The following is a 15,635-nucleotide window of genomic DNA, read 5'->3' as shown; positions in this document are numbered from 1 at the left end:
CCCGCCGGAAAGCACTGTAGAACGTCGTCAGGTTGTGAAAAGCCGCGCGCGAATGGCCATCGCCTGTGACTTCGTCGATCCGCCCCATGTGACGTAACCATCGGGTGGCCGTAGCTCAGATCGAGGCCGGCTTGCAGGGCGCCAAGGCGATCTCGCCTTTGTTGTCGGGTCCGATGGTGGTGGTTGCGGGTCCCCGCAACCACTTTCTTCATAAATCAATAGCCGTCTCGATCTGATCGAGGCGGCTTCTTGTAACGCCCGGTCGCGCGGCAGACTATCGGGAGGGGGGCGAGTCAGAGGAGGGCTACCGCCAATACAGCACCGTTGTCGAATTCGTTTGTTGAAACGGACTTTTTAGGTCGGCTGCCGCCGACATCGCGGCCCTCGATCGGCCGTCCGGCTGCTGGAACTCTATACCGATTGATGGATGACGTTGGTCGCGAGCGGTGTTAACATTTTCGATACACATGGTCCGCTGAGCCTAGCAGCGCCCATGGAGTGCCGGTTGGGAGATTCCTCCTTCCTACGAGTTGCTGGTGCACCGACGCATCGGATCTATAGATCTCGGCAACTCACCGGCGCCGGCGAGCATTCCGGTAGCGTCGGCTACGCTGTCGATTGCAGATTTTAGGGGTGCGGCTGGGCAGGCCCTGTCTGCCTGAGAAAGACGAGCTTCCCGTCCAGTTGCGAGATGACGAAACCACCGTTGTCGAGAGGCAGCACGGCGACCGGGCGGGTCAGACCGTCGAGAAGCACCTGCCTTTTTCCTGAGACGAGGTCCACCTCGAGGAGCCTGCCGCTGTCGGAAGCCCAGCCACTGGACTGATCGAAAGTGCCGTGCTCCAGGACCAGCATCTCTTCCGTCGCATCGAAGACGACATCGACCGGGGCATTCAAGCCGCCGGCCTCGATGCGGGCGATGCTTGTTTGGCCGGCCTGCGGCAGCGAGACGATACGGCCGCTGCCGGCAAGAAAGGGAAATCCGCCGAACAGGGAAACGTAAACCCGGCCACCATGCATGGCGAGGCCGGTCGGGACCGCGTCGAACTCGTATTTCTGCTTGTCGCCGAACTCGGTCGGCGACAAGGCGGTAAGGGACTGGCCGCTGGTGCTCAGCCGGGCGAAGGCGAAGAGCTGCGTCCGGCCGCCGCCGTTGAGCAAAAGGCGTTCGACGGAGTTTCGCGCGGCGTCGACGACAAAGAGCATATCGTTCGACACGGCGAAATCGTACGGATTCCAGAAGTCGTTGTTGACAACCTTCGTGACGGCGCGCTCATCGACCTCGAGCATCGCATGATCGTCAGGGTCCTCGTTGCTATTCGCCGGCATCCAGCCTTGGGCTACGAGATAGCCGCTGCCGTGGCGCTCGACCCGGTACGGTCCGGTCGGATCGCCCATGACGTCGGTGCCGTGCGGCAAGACCGGTCCGAATGCGGTGAATTGGCCATTTGGGCCGCGCCTGTAGAGGCGGCCGTCGGCCAGGTCCGTGACCAGAAGCGCATCGCCGTCGCGTGCAAGGCCGGCAAAGATCGCTCCCGGCTTTTGCACGGTTTCGACTTCGTATCCCGGCGCCGCCTTCGGTTCCGCCAAGCCGTCTGCTGCGACCATCATGAGTGAGAGGGCGATCAATCCGGCGAGCGCACGCATCGGAAGCCTCCGTTGGCAGCGAAGCGAAAATCGGGGTCGTAGGCAAGCCGGTAGGTCGTGCTCAGGCGGGCGGGGTCGCTGTTCCACGCGCCGCCGCGAAGCACTCGATACTTTCCGCCTATCTCGGGCGGCGCTTCACCGCTGTAGGGTGCGTAGAAATCACGGGTCCATTCCCACACATTGCCGACGAGATTAAGCAGTCCCTCCTTGCTTGCCCCTTGGGGAAGCGACCGTGCGGGCGCCGTAATGTCATCACCACCGCAACAGGCGTCGCGCCCGTAATTGGCGCGTGCCGCGTCGACCGGCGCGTCGCCCCAAGGAAAGCGCGCTCCTTGCGTCCCGCGCGCCGCGCGCTCGTATTCCTGCTCGGACGGCAGCTTCAGGCCGTAATGGGCGCAAAACGCCTCGGCATCGGCAAAGCTGACGCCGACGACCGGATGGTCGGGCAGGCCCAGGGCTGGATGCCGGTCGTAGAAAGCGGCCCGATGGCCCGTTGCTGTAACGAAGCGGCGGTACTGTGCGTTGGTGATCTCGGTCTGGTTCATGGCGAAGGCCTGGCCTTCGACAATGTGTTGCGGCCGCTCGTTTTCATTGCCCATGTCGTTACCGAAGACGAACGGGCCTCCCGGTATTTCGACAAGCGGGTTGTCTGCGATAGCATCATCGTCGGCAGCGGCGGCTCCGGCCCACATGAGTGACGCCACGGCGAGGAGCATCCTAGAAATCGACACGTTCCTGACTCTGGCGATCGAACACGAATGCGCGTTCGGGCGAGAAGCCTACCTGCACGATCTGGTCGTAGTCGCCGGCGAAGTTCTTGTCTGCGCGAACAGCGAGCAAGGCCGCTCCGGCGCGCACGGTGACCAGCGTGCTTTCGCCAGTCAGTTCGACCGAATAGATCGGGGCGGCGATATTGGCCTTTGCGCCTCCGGCGGGGATAATGTGAATGTCCTCTGGGCGAACGCCGAGCACAGCCCGCGCAACGCTCGCGCTACCGAGGCCGTCGACCCTGATGCCACCGGGGCTTGTGAAGACCCCGTCCTTCACCTCACCATCGATAAGGTTCATCGGCGGCGAGCCGATGAAGCCCGCGACGAAGAGGGTCCGCGGGTCGTTGTAGATTTCCCTTGGCGTACCGAGCTGCTCGATCACGCCCTTGTTCATCACCGCCACTCTGTCGGCGAGGGTCATCGCTTCGATCTGGTCGTGGGTGACGTAGATCGTCGTCACCTGCAGCTCGTGCTGGAGGTGCTTGAGTTCGGCCCGCATCTGGACCCGCAGCTTGGCGTCCAGGTTGGACAGCGGTTCGTCCATCAGGAAGACCTTTGGCGTTCGGATGATGGCACGAGCGAGGGCCACGCGCTGGCGCTGCCCGCCGGAGAGCTGTTTCGGCAGCCGGTCGAGCAGCCCGTCGAGCTCGACCCGGCGTGCCACCTCCATGATCATCCGGCGCCGCTTGTCTTCCGGCACCTTGCGGATCTTCAACGGGTAGCCGATGTTGTCCGCGACGCTGAGGTGGGGGTAGAGCGCGTAGGACTGGAAGACCATCGCGACATCGCGATATTTCGGCAGCACGCCGTTGACCCGGTCGCTGCCGATGAAGATGTCTCCGGCAGTGACTTCTTCGAGGCCGGCGACCATGCGCATCGTCGTGGTCTTCCCACAGCCCGAAGGTCCGAGCAGGACGAGAAGCTTCTTGTCGCGCACCTCGAGATTGAGGTCGCTGACCGCGGTAAAGGCGCCGAACTTCTTGACTACGTGCTGGAAGACGACCGAGGCCATGGTTCATCCCCTTGACCGCTCATCCCTTGACCGCGCCGAACGAGATGCCGCGGACCAGATGTTTCTGGACGACGAAAGCGAAGATCACGATGGGGATGCAGGCGGTGAAGCCGGCAGCGCTGATTTCGCCCCAATAGGTGTTGTACTGGGTGACGCGCCCGGCAATGCCGATCGGCAGCGTCTGCGATCGTTCTGTCAGGGTCAGGATGAGGGCGAGCAGGAACTCGTTCCACGAAATAATCAGGCAAAAGATGGCTGTGGCCGCGAGCCCGGGACGGGCGAGCGGTATAGCGACATGCAGGAACGCGCCCCATCGCGTATCGCCGTCGACCATCGCCGCCTCCTCGAGTTCGACCGGCAAATCCTGGAAGTAGCTCTTCATCATCCAGGTCGCGAATGGCAGGTTGAACGCCGTGTAGGCGATGATCACCGCAGGCTTCGTGTTCAGCATGCCGAGATGATTGAAGGCGATATAAAGCGGGATGATCGTCACGATGGGTGGCATCATGCGCGTCGACAGGATCCAGAAGGAGATCTGGTAGCGCCATCTGCCCGGGTACTGGAAACGGGCGAGCGCATAGCCGGCCAGGGAGCCGAAGACGACCGAAACGACCGTGGTGGAGACCGCGATGATCAGGCTGTTCAAAGCGTAGATCAGGAAGGGCCGCTCGATGAAGGCTGCGTGGTAATGCTTCAACGTCGGATTGGCGGGGATCCATTGCGGCGGTATCGAGAAGATGTCGATGTCGTATTTGAACGAATTGGCTGCGATCCAGTAGACCGGGAAGAGGGTGATCACGAGAGCGACCGCAATCGTCGCATAGGCGGCGACGCGCTGGATTTCGATACTTTTACGGCGGTGCGCCATAGATCCTCTAGTCGGCAAGCCGCATGCGCTTGATGAACCACGTGCTGAACGCGACGGTCATGAACAGCACGAACAGTGATATGGCGGCCGCATAGCTGGGGTCGGCAAAGCGGTACGCCACCTGGTAAATGTAGAGACTGAGCGTCTTGGTCCGGTCAGCGGGGCCCCCGCCGGTCAGGATGAATACGAGGTCGAAGAGCCGCAGCGCGTCCATGATGCGCAGAAGCAGCGCGATGGCGATGATCGGCTTCAGGAACGGCAGCGTCAGATCCCAGAACTGCCGCCAAGCGGAAGCGCCATCAATCGCCGCCGCCTCGTAGGGCTCGTCCGGTAGGCTCGCGAGCCCGGCAAGCATTAGCAGGAACATGAACGGTGTCCATTGCCAGACATCGGCGACGATCACGGAGAACATTGCGAGCCGGACGTCGCCGGCCCATGCCTGGAGGGGCAGGCCGAGGCGGAACATGATCTCGTTGAGCACCCCGAATTGCGGCTCGTAGATGAGCTTCCACGTGATGGCGACCGCAACCGGCGGCAGCATCATCGGCAGCATCAGGACCGTTTTCAGGAAATTCAAGCGCCGGATGTATCGGTCGAGTAGCAAGGCGAGGCCAAGGCCGAGAAGGAACTCCGTGCTGACGGCAAAGACGGTGAACACCAGCGTGTTCAACAAGCCGACGTGAAACTGATCGTCGGTGAGAAGCCTCAGAAAATTGTCAGCGCCGGCAAATTGCCAGGGCAGGTCGGGATTCGGGCTGATCCTCGTTGCCGCCGCGATGATCATGTAGATCGACGGGAATATCGTGAGCGTCAGCAGCACCAGCATGGCTGGCGCAAGCATCAATACCCGGAGGTGGCGCTCAAACCACCGCTCGAACGAATTTCCGAACTTCGCGCCGACAGAAACGGTCATCAGAAGTTCTATCCGCCATATACCCAATCATAGCATGGCCAACCCTGGAGCCAAAGCCGGCGCGTACGCGCTTGTGCTTGCCCCGAGAGCTGGTTCGGCAAAATGGAGCGGCGTCACCGGATGTCGCTCCACTTCGATCACTATGCGGCCAGCTACTTGATGCCGGTTATCTCTTCGACCGCAGCCTGGGATTTCTTCAGCGCCTCCGCCGGCGTTTCCGTGCCAGCTACGGCTTTGGAAAGCTCGATCCCGAACGCGTTTTCGATCTCAGGCCATTTTGGGTGACGCGGGCGCGGTGTCGAAGCTTCGATCGCTTGCATGAGCACTGGATAGTGCCGGAATTTTTCCTGTTTGGTCAGGCTGGCATCGGTGAAGATCGACTTGCGCACCGGTGGGTTGCCGCGCTGGGCCGAGATTTTCATCTGTTCCGATGAGGTCGCCCACAACATAAAGTCGAAGGCCTCCTGCTTGTTCTTCGCCGCGGCCATGATGCCCATCGTCCAGTGGCCGATTTCCGAGCTGCCGGGTTTGGTGCCTGCCGGGATCGGCGAGTAGGAGATCTTGCCAACCATCTTGGACTGGCTGGGGTCTTCGAAAGTCGCGACCCAGTTCGGCCAGTTGATCGACGAGGCCGCCGTGCCCGCCGCTAGGGCCTGCCCGACCTCGTTGGCGTTGTAGCTCTCGACACCTTTCGGCGAGACGTCACGGAGCGCCATGAAGGTCTTCATCGCGGCGGCACCCTGGGGCGTGTCGATCGTCACCTTTGTCCGGTCCGCGTTGAACATGTCAGCGCCATAGGACCAGAAGATCGGCATGAAGTCGGCGACGACCGGGTTGCCCTGGCCGCCCCGGAAGACGTAGCCGAAATAGCGGCCGCCGCCTTTTTCGGAGAGCGCCTTGGCCGCCTTCAGCACGTCGTCCCACGTCTTCGGTGCTTCAACGCCTGCTTCCTTGAACTTGGCGGCGTCATAGAAGAACATCTGCGCGTTTCCCACATAGGGCAGGCACACGTAGGGGCCTTTGTTGTAGGGATTGCGGCAGACAGCGAGAGACTTCGACAGGAAGTCGTTGTCAGGGCCTTCAAGCCCGGCCTTTTTGAAATAGGGCGTAAGGTCCTCGAGATGCCCGTTCTCTGCGAAGAACGGAATCCACGGATCATCCATCAGAACGATGTCGAAGGCGCCCGATTTGGTCTGGCCGGCGTTGGCAGCCTGTTCAAATTCGTTGCTATAGGGAGCCTGAACGATCTCGACCTTGGTACCCTTCAGCTTCGCATAGTCGGCGGCAGCGGCTCTCAGGCCGTCGCCCTCGCTTCCCGAGGGAACGAGCACGGTTATATCGGCCAACGCATGCGTCGCCATCAGCGACGACAGCGCGAAGACCACGGAGAAAAGAAATCTTCTGACCATCGTATTCCTCCCTTTTTCGCTCCGGCCTGTCGGGCGGCCGGTGCCAGAGCCGCTCGCACGCGTTTGACCGCTTACGAAACGCGCGAGCGCTCCGTCGCAGTTGGCAACGTTTGCAGGGAGTGTGCGAACAGCGCAGGGGGCCACTTGGACCGCCAAAGCATCAATACCGCGGGCAACTGGTGGGTCGTCACAACCCACATCTCCCGCGGGTGCACCGAGGTGCGCTACTATTTTAACAGCTTGGATGCTTCAATTGAAGGGGAGGCGGGATACCCATTCCTGGTGAAATGATCGCCTTTCATCTCGCCCAGTATTTGATGCATAGTGCTTGGCGAGAAACCTTGCGAATTTGCCGAGCATCGACTTGATCAGGACCCAGTTAGGAGACGTCGGCGATGCAGGCGACAGTCTCCGAGCCCGGCTTTTGCATAGGCAAAGATGCCGGCGTAAAATCAGCTAAAGATTCGGGAACAATCGCTTTACCTGGGTGTTGGGGTATCAGTGATCCCGATGGTTGTCTTGTCGTAAACCCATCGGGGAAGGTCGAGAGCCGAGGGATGACGCCCAGCGAGGCGCGACCTTCGGCTCTCCCTTTTTTGGGGAGAGTGACCATGAAGCGCAATCCGCCTGTGGTCCTCGGTAGTCAGAAAGTCCGCGCGCGAGTGCGGAGATATTTCAGCTCGCATCCATTTTTCCGAGTGCCTACCGATCGGCCGAAGAAGATAGCGGTGCTCTTGAAGCGCTTGCGCTGATTGCTTTGGCAGAACTTACGGCATCGCGACCGATCTTGCTTATAAATGCATTATCCGCGCACTCTCCATGTGGCGCTGCATGCTGGCACTCCCTTCACCGAGGTCCGCTGGTTATCACATCCTCAACGAGCACAACCTTCCGGCCATCAGTCTGCATGCCCTCAACGGCTTGGCAGGTACCGTATTCCTTGGCCGTTCCGCACAAACACCGCTGGCAAGCCGCTTTCAAGCGAGCTCTGCCGCCACCTGACGTTCCATGGCTCCCGCTACCTCGCTTCTGCCGTGATGAGCACGGCCCCACTATCCTCACGAGCGGCCCGCCGGAACTTGAAAATGCCGGCACTCGCATCTTTTCCGGCGTCGGCCGACAGCTACATTATCAAGCAGCTCGGGGGGGAACTAGGAGGCTGCTATGGTCGACCGTATACGCGATATACTGGCACGGTTCCCGGAGAATGAGGCCGCGGTTCGACAACTGATCCAGGACAGCCAGGTTTTCGATGCTCTTTGTCAGCAGTATGCTGATACCGATCGTGAAGTTACAAAGATCGTGCGGACCGAAAACGGAGAGACAAGCCCGGAAGCGCGCATTCTGCGAGATCGGCGCCGAGCGATCGAGGAAGAGATTCTGACGATGATCGAAGGGTACACGCCAGTCTGAACGCTATGCTGCGGGGCTCAACTGCAGAGATCGTCGCTGTAGGCGGTGCCTTGGCTGACGGGTTGGGGCGGCGCAAGTCCGATAACACTGCCATTGACCAGTTTTACCTAGTCACCCGCGTAGGTGCGCAGCCTGTTCCTGTGGGTGTGGACCTCGCCCTGGGTACAGAGGACCCTATTTGCTCCCCTACGGGAGAAGAGCACGCTGCCCTTCAGGTCTTGCGATCAAGGTCAGTCAACTCATCCAGATCGGGCGCGGTGTTCACTTTCCGTTCGAGGAACGCCTGTTGCGCGGGCGGCCAGCGCCAGATTTTCGGCCACAGGCCTGCGGGTGTTATCCTTTTTGCTTCGCTTGAGAGCAACGGCTTCCTCAAGCCACAAAACCTGGGAGGCAGCTTATGTCACAGGATCGAACCACAGAGGTGTCCGAGGCCGAGATCGCAGTGCACTGGCAAGAAGAGGACTATGTCAAACCATCGGAGAAATTCATTGCTCAAGCCAATCTGACCGACCAGGCGGTCTTTGAGCGATTCAGCCTCAAGAAATTCCCGAATTGCTTCAAAGAGTACGCTGACCTTCTCGACTGGTATAAGCCTTGGGACGTCATACTCGACACGAGTAATCCGCCGTTCTGGAAGTGGTTCATTGGGGGTCGGATCAACGCCAGCTACAACTGCGTCGACCGCCATCTAGCCAAGCACAAAAACAAGACCGCGATCCACTTTGTCCCCGAGCCCGAGCACGACGCCATCCAGCATGTCACCTACCAGGAACTCTACGTGCGCGTAAACGAAGTCTCCGCGCTGTTGCGGGGGTTCTGCGGTCTCAAGAAAGGTGACCGAGTGACGTTGCACATGCCGATGGTCCCGGAGCTTCCCATCACGATGCTAGCCTGCGCGCGGCTGGGCGTCATTCACTCGCAGGTCTTCAGCGGCTTCAGCGGCAAAGCCACGGCGGACCGGGTCGTTGATTCCGAAAGCCGTGCGCTGATCACGATGGATGCCTATTACCGGGGCGGTCAGCTCCTCGATCACAAGGAGAAAGCAGACATCGCTTTCACCGAAGCAAAGAAGGATGGTGTAACGCTGGAGAAAGTGCTCGTGTGGCAGAGGTACCCGGGGCGCTACTCGAGCAAGACGCCGCTGGTCGAGGGGCGCGACTTCATCATGAACGAGGTGTTGTCGGGTTACCGGCACCGCAGGATCGACCCTGTCAAAATGCCCGCCGAAGACCCGTTGTTCCTCATGTACACAAGCGGCACCACCGGCAAACCCAAGGGCTGCCAACACGGCACCGGTGGATATCTCGCCTACGTCGCGGGAACCTCGAAGTACATTCAGGACATCCATCCGGAGGACGTTTACTGGTGTATGGCCGACATCGGTTGGATCACCGGTCATTCCTATATCGTCTACGGACCATTGGCGCTCGCCGCATCTTCGGTCGTATATGAGGGGCTCCCGACCCATCCTGACGCGGGGCGTCCGTGGCGCATCGCCCAAGAACTCGACGTCAACATCTTTCACACCTCGCCGACAGCCATCCGAGCGCTTCGGCGCGCCGGACCCGATGAGCCGACAAAGTACCACTACCACTTCAAACATATGACGACAGTGGGCGAGCCCATCGAGCCAGCGGTGTGGCGGTGGTACCACGACCTTGTGGGCAAGGGCGAAGCGGTCATCGTTGACACATGGTGGCAAACTGAGAACGGCGGTTTCTTGTGCAGCACGGTGCCGGCCATCCACCCGATGAAGCCTGGGAGCGCGGGGCCAGGCGTGCCTGGCATCCATCCGATCATCTATGACGAGGACGGCAACGAGATACCGCCGCGCTCCGGCCGCGCTGGAAACATCTGCATCCAAAATCCGTGGCCGGGCACATTTCAGACGATCTGGAAGAACCCCGATCGCTACGTCGAGCAATACTACGCGAAATATTGCAAGAACCGAAAGAGTCGCGACTGGCGCGACTGGCCGTACTTCGCCAACGACGGTGCCTTGCAGGCGGCCGATGGCTACTATCGGATCTTGGGTCGGATCGATGACGTCATCAATGTGGCTGGGCATCGGCTCGGAACCAAGGAGATCGAGTCCGCCAGTCTCCTTATTGAGGAGGTCGCCGAGGCTGCGGTGGTCCCCGCCAGGGACGAGATCAAAGGCAGGGTACCCGACCTCTACGTATCGCTGAAACCCGGGCTCGCCCCAAGCGAGGACATCCGCAGGCGGGTGGAAGACGCAGTGATCCGTGAGATCGGGCCCATTGCCCGACCGCGCCGTGTCGTGATGGTCCCCGACATGCCGAAGACCCGTTCCGGCAAGATCATGCGGCGTGTCCTCAGGGCGATCTCGAATGATGAGGATGCCGGTGACGTCTCAACCCTGGCTAATCCCGAAGTCGTCGATGAGATTCGAAGGATGAAGGTCTAGCAGGCTGTTGAAGAGGTCTGCCGTATTGCCTTGAGGATGGCCTCGTCGCCATCGTGGTAGGCGAACGTGATCTCGATCGGGTCGTCGTCGAGCAATTCGGAATGGCCATCGCCAGTGACTTCGTCGATCCGCCCCATGTGACGTAACTATCGGGTGGCCGTAGCTCAGATCGAGGCCGGCTTGCAGGGCACCAAAGGCGATCTCGCCGTTGTTGTCGGGTCCGATGGTGATGGTTGCGGGTCCCGCAACCACTTTCATCATAAATCCATAACCGCCCCGATCTGATCAATCGGGGCGGTCTTTTGCGTTTGAGAGGAACGCCGACTTTCATCTCCGGTCGTCGCGCCGCGGCAGTTCGATCTCCTCAATGCGCCGAGATCCCCGGCGACACGTTTGACTGTGTAGCCGTGATGCGCGTCCCCATAGCCTATTCGGACCGGACGGCGGAACGAATGGCGCGCGTCCTGAATTTTGGAGGATGCAACTCTTGCCTTCCCTATCATGACTCTTCTCGTCCAGCCGCGCTTGGTGAATGAGCCGTTTTCCGACCCGGGACTGCTCCCGCCGCGCTGATCCGGCGCTACGGGCGAGGTGCGCTGTTAGCACGCTCGAGAGGGCGCTGTTCTGCACAAGCTGCGATCGAGGCGGGCCCGTGCGGCTGGAGATCCACAACCAATCGCGGAACTAGTCAGCTCCACTAGCCACGACCCTTCTTATTGGTCGCTGTCCTCGTTGTCATGTTCATCGTCGGATTCGCTGTTCCGACTTGTGTCATCGGCTTGTTCTTCAACGTAAGCCTGGCAGCCTTCGTTGAAAGATCGGCTCTCCCCATCGCAGTCCCGCTCGTCGGTGATGTCGTTCCTCGCCGCCCAATCGTAGCCGGCCTCGTGTCCCGAGCAGTCATCCGTGCATCGTAGCCATGGAACGTCTCTTGCGCGTTTGCCGGCCAGCAAAAGAGGCGGCAAACGTAAGAGCGCCGGCCGCAACAAGAATTCGGATCATCACAAAACACTCCTATCGAAGCCCCGGTGTCCGGTATTTCGCGACCTTGGCGAAGATGAGGCTGGCAGTCTGGATCCGATGGGAAGGCGCGTGGTCTGGCGGGATGAACAGGGGCGCCTGGGCCGGCGGGATGAACAGGGGCGCCTGGGCCGGCGGCCGACGCATACTGTTTGGGGGGCGGGGGGTGAGGGTACATGAAAACGTCGGCCGCCGTAGGCGGGATGCGTCATCAATGACGCAGTCTCAGGTTAGGCACGGTGGAAGCGCCTTCAATGAGATTGCCTGCTCATGGTGAATAAGCGGTTACTATCCACAGCGGACGGGCAGGTAGCCGATTGGCGGACTAGAGATGGTCGTTGAGAGCGACGCGAACCAGCGCATTCCACATCCAGCCTCGGTGCTCGAATTCGCCTTCAGCTTCGTGATGGACAAACCGCATCTCGTCGGCGCACCATTCACGGCCGATGTCGCAGTAAGCCAAGGTCGTGCGATCTGGACGCACACCATACTGGGGAACGGCAATGAGCGATGAGCGGTCTGCCGAGGACATGAGGCGGCGTGGCGGGCGCGCGCTGCTGGCGGGCGTTGCACTGGCAATTCTCGCACTATCCGCATGGTCGGGTCGCGAGTGGGTTTCATCTTGGTTCGCCACTTCCTATGAAGGTTCGGTTTCCCTCCTGACAATCGATGAGCCGGACAAAACCCGCCTGGACCAGGCTTTCGAGCAAGCGCGTAAGACGACGCAAACCGATGCGAGACTCACCATCCAGGACGCCGATCGCCATTTTCGCCATGGCGTCGCCACCGTCATCGCTCCGACCCGGAGCCAGGCAATAGCCGCAGCGAAAGCACTTTCCGATGCAATGGCCGTGACTTTTGGTGACAGTGGTCCGGGACGCCTCACAACAGAGGCGCGCCGCGTCGCCGATCCGCTGCCGAACGGGACAAGCGCGACGTCGCTCACGGCATTTGCGTTCGGCGCGCCGCTAGTGGGGCTGATCGCTCTTGTGCTGATTTTGCGCGGCTGGCCAGGCTTCTCCAAGGATCTGCCGAGAGGGGCCGGGCTTCTGGCCGGCACAAGCGCCGCTCTCGCAGTCGCGATCGTCATACTCCCAGGCTGGGCGATCATGGCGCTGTTTGGCGTCAGCTTCTTCGCAGCTCTCGCGGGCAAGATCGCCTACAACGCCCATCTGGCGCAAAAGACAGCCCTTTGGCCTTCAACGAGGGGTCGTATCGTACGCTCGGGAATGCGGACGGCACGAGGTGCCGGGCCCGACACTGCGCGTGTCGGCAATCTGCCGAGCATCGAATACGTCTATGACGTCGACGGGGTCGAGTATCGCGGCCACCGTATCCGGGCCGGCGACATCGCTCCCGACAGCGCCGAAGCCACGGCAGCGCCCGATCGCTATTGCGTGGGTCGAGAGGGACCTGTGTATTACAATCCCGCCGACCCAAAAGATGCGGTGCTGGAGCAAGGCGCGCCGTTGCGCACCACCACAGCTTACGCCGGAGCCGCCGGCACGCTTCTGCTCGGTGTGGCGATCGTCGCATTCTTTATGCGCATCGGCGAGGTCATCGCCTGGCTGCAGCCCTATTTTCCCGAGGGTGCAGTGGTGCAAGGGGTCTTGTTTTTCGGCGCGACGGGCCTCCTCGCGCTGGCCATCCTCGTTTCCGATTACCGCCAGGCATCCGCGGCCATGCGATGGCCGAAAGCCCCGGGTACGGTCATTGCCAGCGTCGCCGAGGCTCACCGGCAGTTGGTGCACAGAAGCGGCAGCAGTGGCGGGTCGACCGTGACCAGGTGGTCTCCTGTGGTCGAATTCAGCTACAGCGTGGCTGGCAAGAACTATCACGGCGCCCGCATTGCCTTCGGCCCGGCGGTTTCCGGCGGCAAGGAGTGGGCCGACGCGATTGTTGCGCGGTATCCGCAGGGCCAAAGCATCGTCGCGTCCTACAACCCGACGAACCCCGCGATTGCCGTGCTTGAACCGCGTGTCGCCTTCAAGTGGCTGAGCCTTGCCATCACGGCCGGATTTTTCGGCGCGGCCGTCGTTTTCTCGGGGTTATGGCGGCTTGTTTGAGGCCCTGGTCGTAACCATAAGCCCCCCGCCTTCCAGCGGGTGGAGCGTTCACGAAACTACGGCGCCCAAGATCAGGCGCTCCGAAAAAACCTACGCCGCTAAGCCTTAGCCTTCTGTGTGACTGGAGCTCTTTTGGACGACGTCGGATCCGGCTTCCGCCTCCGTCGAGCACTGATTAACACCCTTGGCACGCTCAGGCCGCTGGGGGCAGTCTACCCATCGCAGCGTTTTCGGAAGTAACGCGTGACCTGCGACACAGACCGTACCCTTTGGCATCCACTACGCTTTGGGATGCCGTGGATGCCGCGTGATCAGAACCGGGAGCAGCCAAATGGGTTTCAGAGACGAAGTCTGGAAGTGCCGCTTAGACAATTGTTTGACGTTCGGAGAACGCACGGCTCGCCTGTTGCTTGCGCTGTTCAGGATTGCTGATGCCGTTGTCGACGAGGCTCGCCGACTTGACCGCTCCCTAGCCAATGTTTCTTGCGACGATTGCGGATTTGCACCTCGTATTACCGTTCCAGGTCGAGAGCGGGCGGTGGCCATGCCTTATCGATCGGCCAGAATGGTTGTATTTGGTAGAGGTGGCTCCGGTCGCAATGCAGCTAGATCCCTAAGTTTCGTGCCTGCGGCTCTCTGCCTACCTTGCGCATTTCTGGCTTTTGCGTGGTTGTCATTCATCACCGGTTCTGCCTTCGCGGCCGCCGGTCCATCCTTCGATTGCGCGAATGCCTCGATCGAGGCCGAAAAGGCGATTTGTGCGAGCGACGAACTGAGTCAGATGGATCGTCAGATCGCTGGACTCGTTGCCCAGATGGGCGATCTCATCACGCCGGAAAAGCGACCATTCATGCAAGAGGTTGAACAAGAAGAGAAGAAGATGTGGTCTCTTGGTTGTGCTCATGCAGACGACAAGCCCTCTTGCCTTCGTAATTCGATGCAGAAGCACATCGTGCAATTGCAGGCTGATCTGCGCGACGACGACATCTTGACGATGGCGGCAAGCACTATGATTCCGGTAACGCCGGCGAAGTCGGCCGATGTCTTTCGGCGTTATCCTGGCAGCGCGTTGGCCAATTCCTGGCTCGTCTATCTCGCAACGCATGTCCCGGAAGCTGGCGTCTCGCCCCGAGAGGGCGACGCGGCGAAGGCGCGAGCCATTGCCATTTTTCAGGAACAAAGCCCAAGCATCCTGAACATGCTTGATCTCCCGAAAAGAAAGGCCGCGGATGTTCCGTTTTTCCTGCTCCGCCTTGCGCTCGAGCAGACACATGCCGACCCGATTTTTGATTGCCCCCACGGGTTCCTGTTCCAACGCGAAGAAGGCAGAGCCCTGATCGCGTTCGGTGGCCTTTATGGCTCCAGCATGGACGGTCATAACCCCCTTTGTGAGGACGGTCCGACGTTTATGGAACTGCCGGCTTGGCAATCTCTCAACGACTTGCTCGTGGCGGCTCTACCGGACGAGACGGAAGCTGGCAGTATTCGCTTCGCGATCTACGCGGATTGGGCTGCTGACGATGTTCGAGCCGTCAACTTTCCTCGCCAATTCGACACCCCCAAGCACAGGAGAGACAAGCAGCGGGCCATCCGACTCATCCGCAAACAGGTTCCGCGCGTCTGGGACAGATCCGACTTGAAGAATCTATTGGTGGCGGTCGAGCAAGGGCAGAGCGCCGCGAAAAAATGGTTGATGCAAAATCGCGGTCTCTCGGCCTTCGAAGCCTCCCGCTGCGCCGAAGGCATCATGGGCAGCTATCTCGCAGCTCGGCTGGAATATATCGCGGCGCGCGGTCAGGTTGAGCCCAGGATAGACAACCCGGAATAGACGCGGCACGTCCGGATCCTCCACACTAGAAAAAACGGCTACCGAGGCGAAGCCCACGCTGCCTTCAGTCAGCCTTTTGATTTACTTGCAGAAATGACGGCCGCAGCAGTGATGGAGGAAGCGCGTGGAACCAAACTATCCGAAGGGAATCTAGTGGATTGAATCTAACACTTGGTGCCCACGTTTGACGGCGGCGATGATTTTGTCGGGGTCAGCGGTCCAGGTGAAGGGTTTGGGTTGTCGATTGTGCTCGGCGAGGAA

At 60.5% G+C, this 15,635-nt stretch carries 12 protein-coding genes and 1 pseudogene; 5 read left to right on the top strand and 8 right to left on the bottom strand.

Annotated features, from left to right (window positions below):
• Positions 1 to 627 precede the first annotated feature (627 nt).
• The 6 genes from RFN28_RS28710 to RFN28_RS28685 all read right to left on the bottom strand — a co-directional run bounded on the left by RFN28_RS28710 (position 628) and on the right by RFN28_RS28685 (position 6,619).
• A complete protein-coding gene (locus RFN28_RS28710) occupies positions 628 to 1,647 on the bottom strand; it encodes a ScyD/ScyE family protein (RefSeq protein ID WP_320290509.1) in 1,020 nt (339 codons plus the stop codon).
• The gene (locus RFN28_RS28705; RefSeq protein WP_320290508.1) at positions 1,626 to 2,363 is read right to left on the bottom strand and encodes a formylglycine-generating enzyme family protein; all 738 of its coding nucleotides are present in this window, start codon (positions 2,361 to 2,363) and stop codon (positions 1,626 to 1,628) included. Before RFN28_RS28705 ends, RFN28_RS28710 begins: the two co-directional genes overlap by 22 nt.
• Before the next feature lies 1 nt (position 2,364).
• The gene (locus RFN28_RS28700; RefSeq protein WP_320290507.1) at positions 2,365 to 3,429 is read right to left on the bottom strand and encodes an ABC transporter ATP-binding protein; all 1,065 of its coding nucleotides are present in this window, start codon (positions 3,427 to 3,429) and stop codon (positions 2,365 to 2,367) included.
• Between the two features lie 19 nt (positions 3,430 to 3,448).
• Positions 3,449 to 4,297: a carbohydrate ABC transporter permease gene (locus tag RFN28_RS28695; RefSeq protein WP_320290506.1), complete on the bottom strand. Its 849-nt coding sequence runs from the start codon at positions 4,295 to 4,297 to the stop codon at positions 3,449 to 3,451.
• 7 nt (positions 4,298 to 4,304) lie between these two features.
• Positions 4,305 to 5,210, bottom strand: a complete 906-nt coding sequence (locus RFN28_RS28690; RefSeq protein ID WP_320290505.1) for a carbohydrate ABC transporter permease — start codon at positions 5,208 to 5,210, stop codon at positions 4,305 to 4,307.
• 152 nt (positions 5,211 to 5,362) lie between these two features.
• Entirely contained in the window at positions 5,363 to 6,619 is a 1,257-nt protein-coding gene (locus tag RFN28_RS28685; protein ID WP_320290504.1) for an ABC transporter substrate-binding protein, read from the bottom strand.
• Positions 6,620 to 7,783: 1,164 nt separating this feature from the next.
• Here RFN28_RS28685 and RFN28_RS28680 point away from each other — a divergent pair.
• On the top strand, positions 7,784 to 8,032 hold the full coding sequence (locus RFN28_RS28680; RefSeq protein WP_320290503.1) for a hypothetical protein: 249 nt from the start codon (positions 7,784 to 7,786) through the stop codon (positions 8,030 to 8,032).
• Positions 8,033 to 8,429: 397 nt separating this feature from the next.
• Positions 8,430 to 10,460, top strand: a complete 2,031-nt coding sequence (gene acs / locus RFN28_RS28675; RefSeq protein ID WP_320290502.1) for an acetate--CoA ligase — start codon at positions 8,430 to 8,432, stop codon at positions 10,458 to 10,460.
• Here acs and RFN28_RS28670 read toward each other — a convergent pair.
• On the bottom strand, positions 10,457 to 10,597 hold the full coding sequence (locus RFN28_RS28670) for a hypothetical protein (protein ID WP_320290501.1): 141 nt from the start codon (positions 10,595 to 10,597) through the stop codon (positions 10,457 to 10,459). The genes acs and RFN28_RS28670 overlap by 4 nt on opposite strands.
• A gap of 1,214 nt (positions 10,598 to 11,811) precedes the next feature.
• Between RFN28_RS28670 and RFN28_RS28665 the strand changes: the two genes are divergently transcribed.
• From RFN28_RS28665 to RFN28_RS28655, 3 genes are all read left to right on the top strand, one after another.
• Positions 11,812 to 11,994, top strand: coding sequence for a hypothetical protein (locus RFN28_RS28665; protein WP_320290500.1), 183 nt, complete (start codon positions 11,812 to 11,814; stop codon positions 11,992 to 11,994).
• Positions 11,984 to 13,546, top strand: coding sequence for a DUF3592 domain-containing protein (locus RFN28_RS28660; protein WP_320290499.1), 1,563 nt, complete (start codon positions 11,984 to 11,986; stop codon positions 13,544 to 13,546). The genes RFN28_RS28665 and RFN28_RS28660 overlap by 11 nt, the downstream gene beginning before the upstream one ends.
• Before the next feature lie 331 nt (positions 13,547 to 13,877).
• Entirely contained in the window at positions 13,878 to 15,374 is a 1,497-nt protein-coding gene (locus RFN28_RS28655) for a lysozyme inhibitor LprI family protein (protein WP_320290498.1), read from the top strand.
• 150 nt (positions 15,375 to 15,524) lie between these two features.
• Here RFN28_RS28655 and RFN28_RS28650 read toward each other — a convergent pair.
• Positions 15,525 to 15,635 (bottom strand): annotated as a pseudogene (locus RFN28_RS28650) (IS630 family transposase); the annotation flags it as partial.

Origin of the sequence: Mesorhizobium album (genome assembly GCF_033977205.1) — a bacterium.
Classification (GTDB): Bacteria; Pseudomonadota; Alphaproteobacteria; order Rhizobiales; family Rhizobiaceae; genus Mesorhizobium; species Mesorhizobium album.
The sequence above is the reverse complement of the archived record's forward strand: the minus strand, read 5'-3'. Positions and strand labels throughout refer to the sequence as shown.

Bases quoted from the DNA above. Each gene is read 5' to 3' on its own strand.
- RFN28_RS28710 (WP_320290509.1), bottom strand. From the start codon at position 1,647: ATGCGTGCGCTCGCCGGATTGATCGCCCTCTCACTCATGATGGTCGCA.
- RFN28_RS28705 (WP_320290508.1), bottom strand. From the start codon at position 2,363: ATGCTCCTCGCCGTGGCGTCACTCATGTGGGCCGGAGCCGCCGCTGCC.
- RFN28_RS28700 (WP_320290507.1), bottom strand. From the start codon at position 3,429: ATGGCCTCGGTCGTCTTCCAGCACGTAGTCAAGAAGTTCGGCGCCTTT.
- RFN28_RS28695 (WP_320290506.1), bottom strand. From the start codon at position 4,297: ATGGCGCACCGCCGTAAAAGTATCGAAATCCAGCGCGTCGCCGCCTAT.
- RFN28_RS28690 (WP_320290505.1), bottom strand. From the start codon at position 5,210: ATGACCGTTTCTGTCGGCGCGAAGTTCGGAAATTCGTTCGAGCGGTGG.
- RFN28_RS28685 (WP_320290504.1), bottom strand. From the start codon at position 6,619: ATGGTCAGAAGATTTCTTTTCTCCGTGGTCTTCGCGCTGTCGTCGCTG.
- RFN28_RS28680 (WP_320290503.1), top strand. From the start codon at position 7,784: ATGGTCGACCGTATACGCGATATACTGGCACGGTTCCCGGAGAATGAG.
- acs (WP_320290502.1), top strand. From the start codon at position 8,430: ATGTCACAGGATCGAACCACAGAGGTGTCCGAGGCCGAGATCGCAGTG.
- RFN28_RS28670 (WP_320290501.1), bottom strand. From the start codon at position 10,597: ATGGGGCGGATCGACGAAGTCACTGGCGATGGCCATTCCGAATTGCTC.
- RFN28_RS28665 (WP_320290500.1), top strand. From the start codon at position 11,812: ATGGTCGTTGAGAGCGACGCGAACCAGCGCATTCCACATCCAGCCTCG.
- RFN28_RS28660 (WP_320290499.1), top strand. From the start codon at position 11,984: ATGAGCGATGAGCGGTCTGCCGAGGACATGAGGCGGCGTGGCGGGCGC.
- RFN28_RS28655 (WP_320290498.1), top strand. From the start codon at position 13,878: ATGGGTTTCAGAGACGAAGTCTGGAAGTGCCGCTTAGACAATTGTTTG.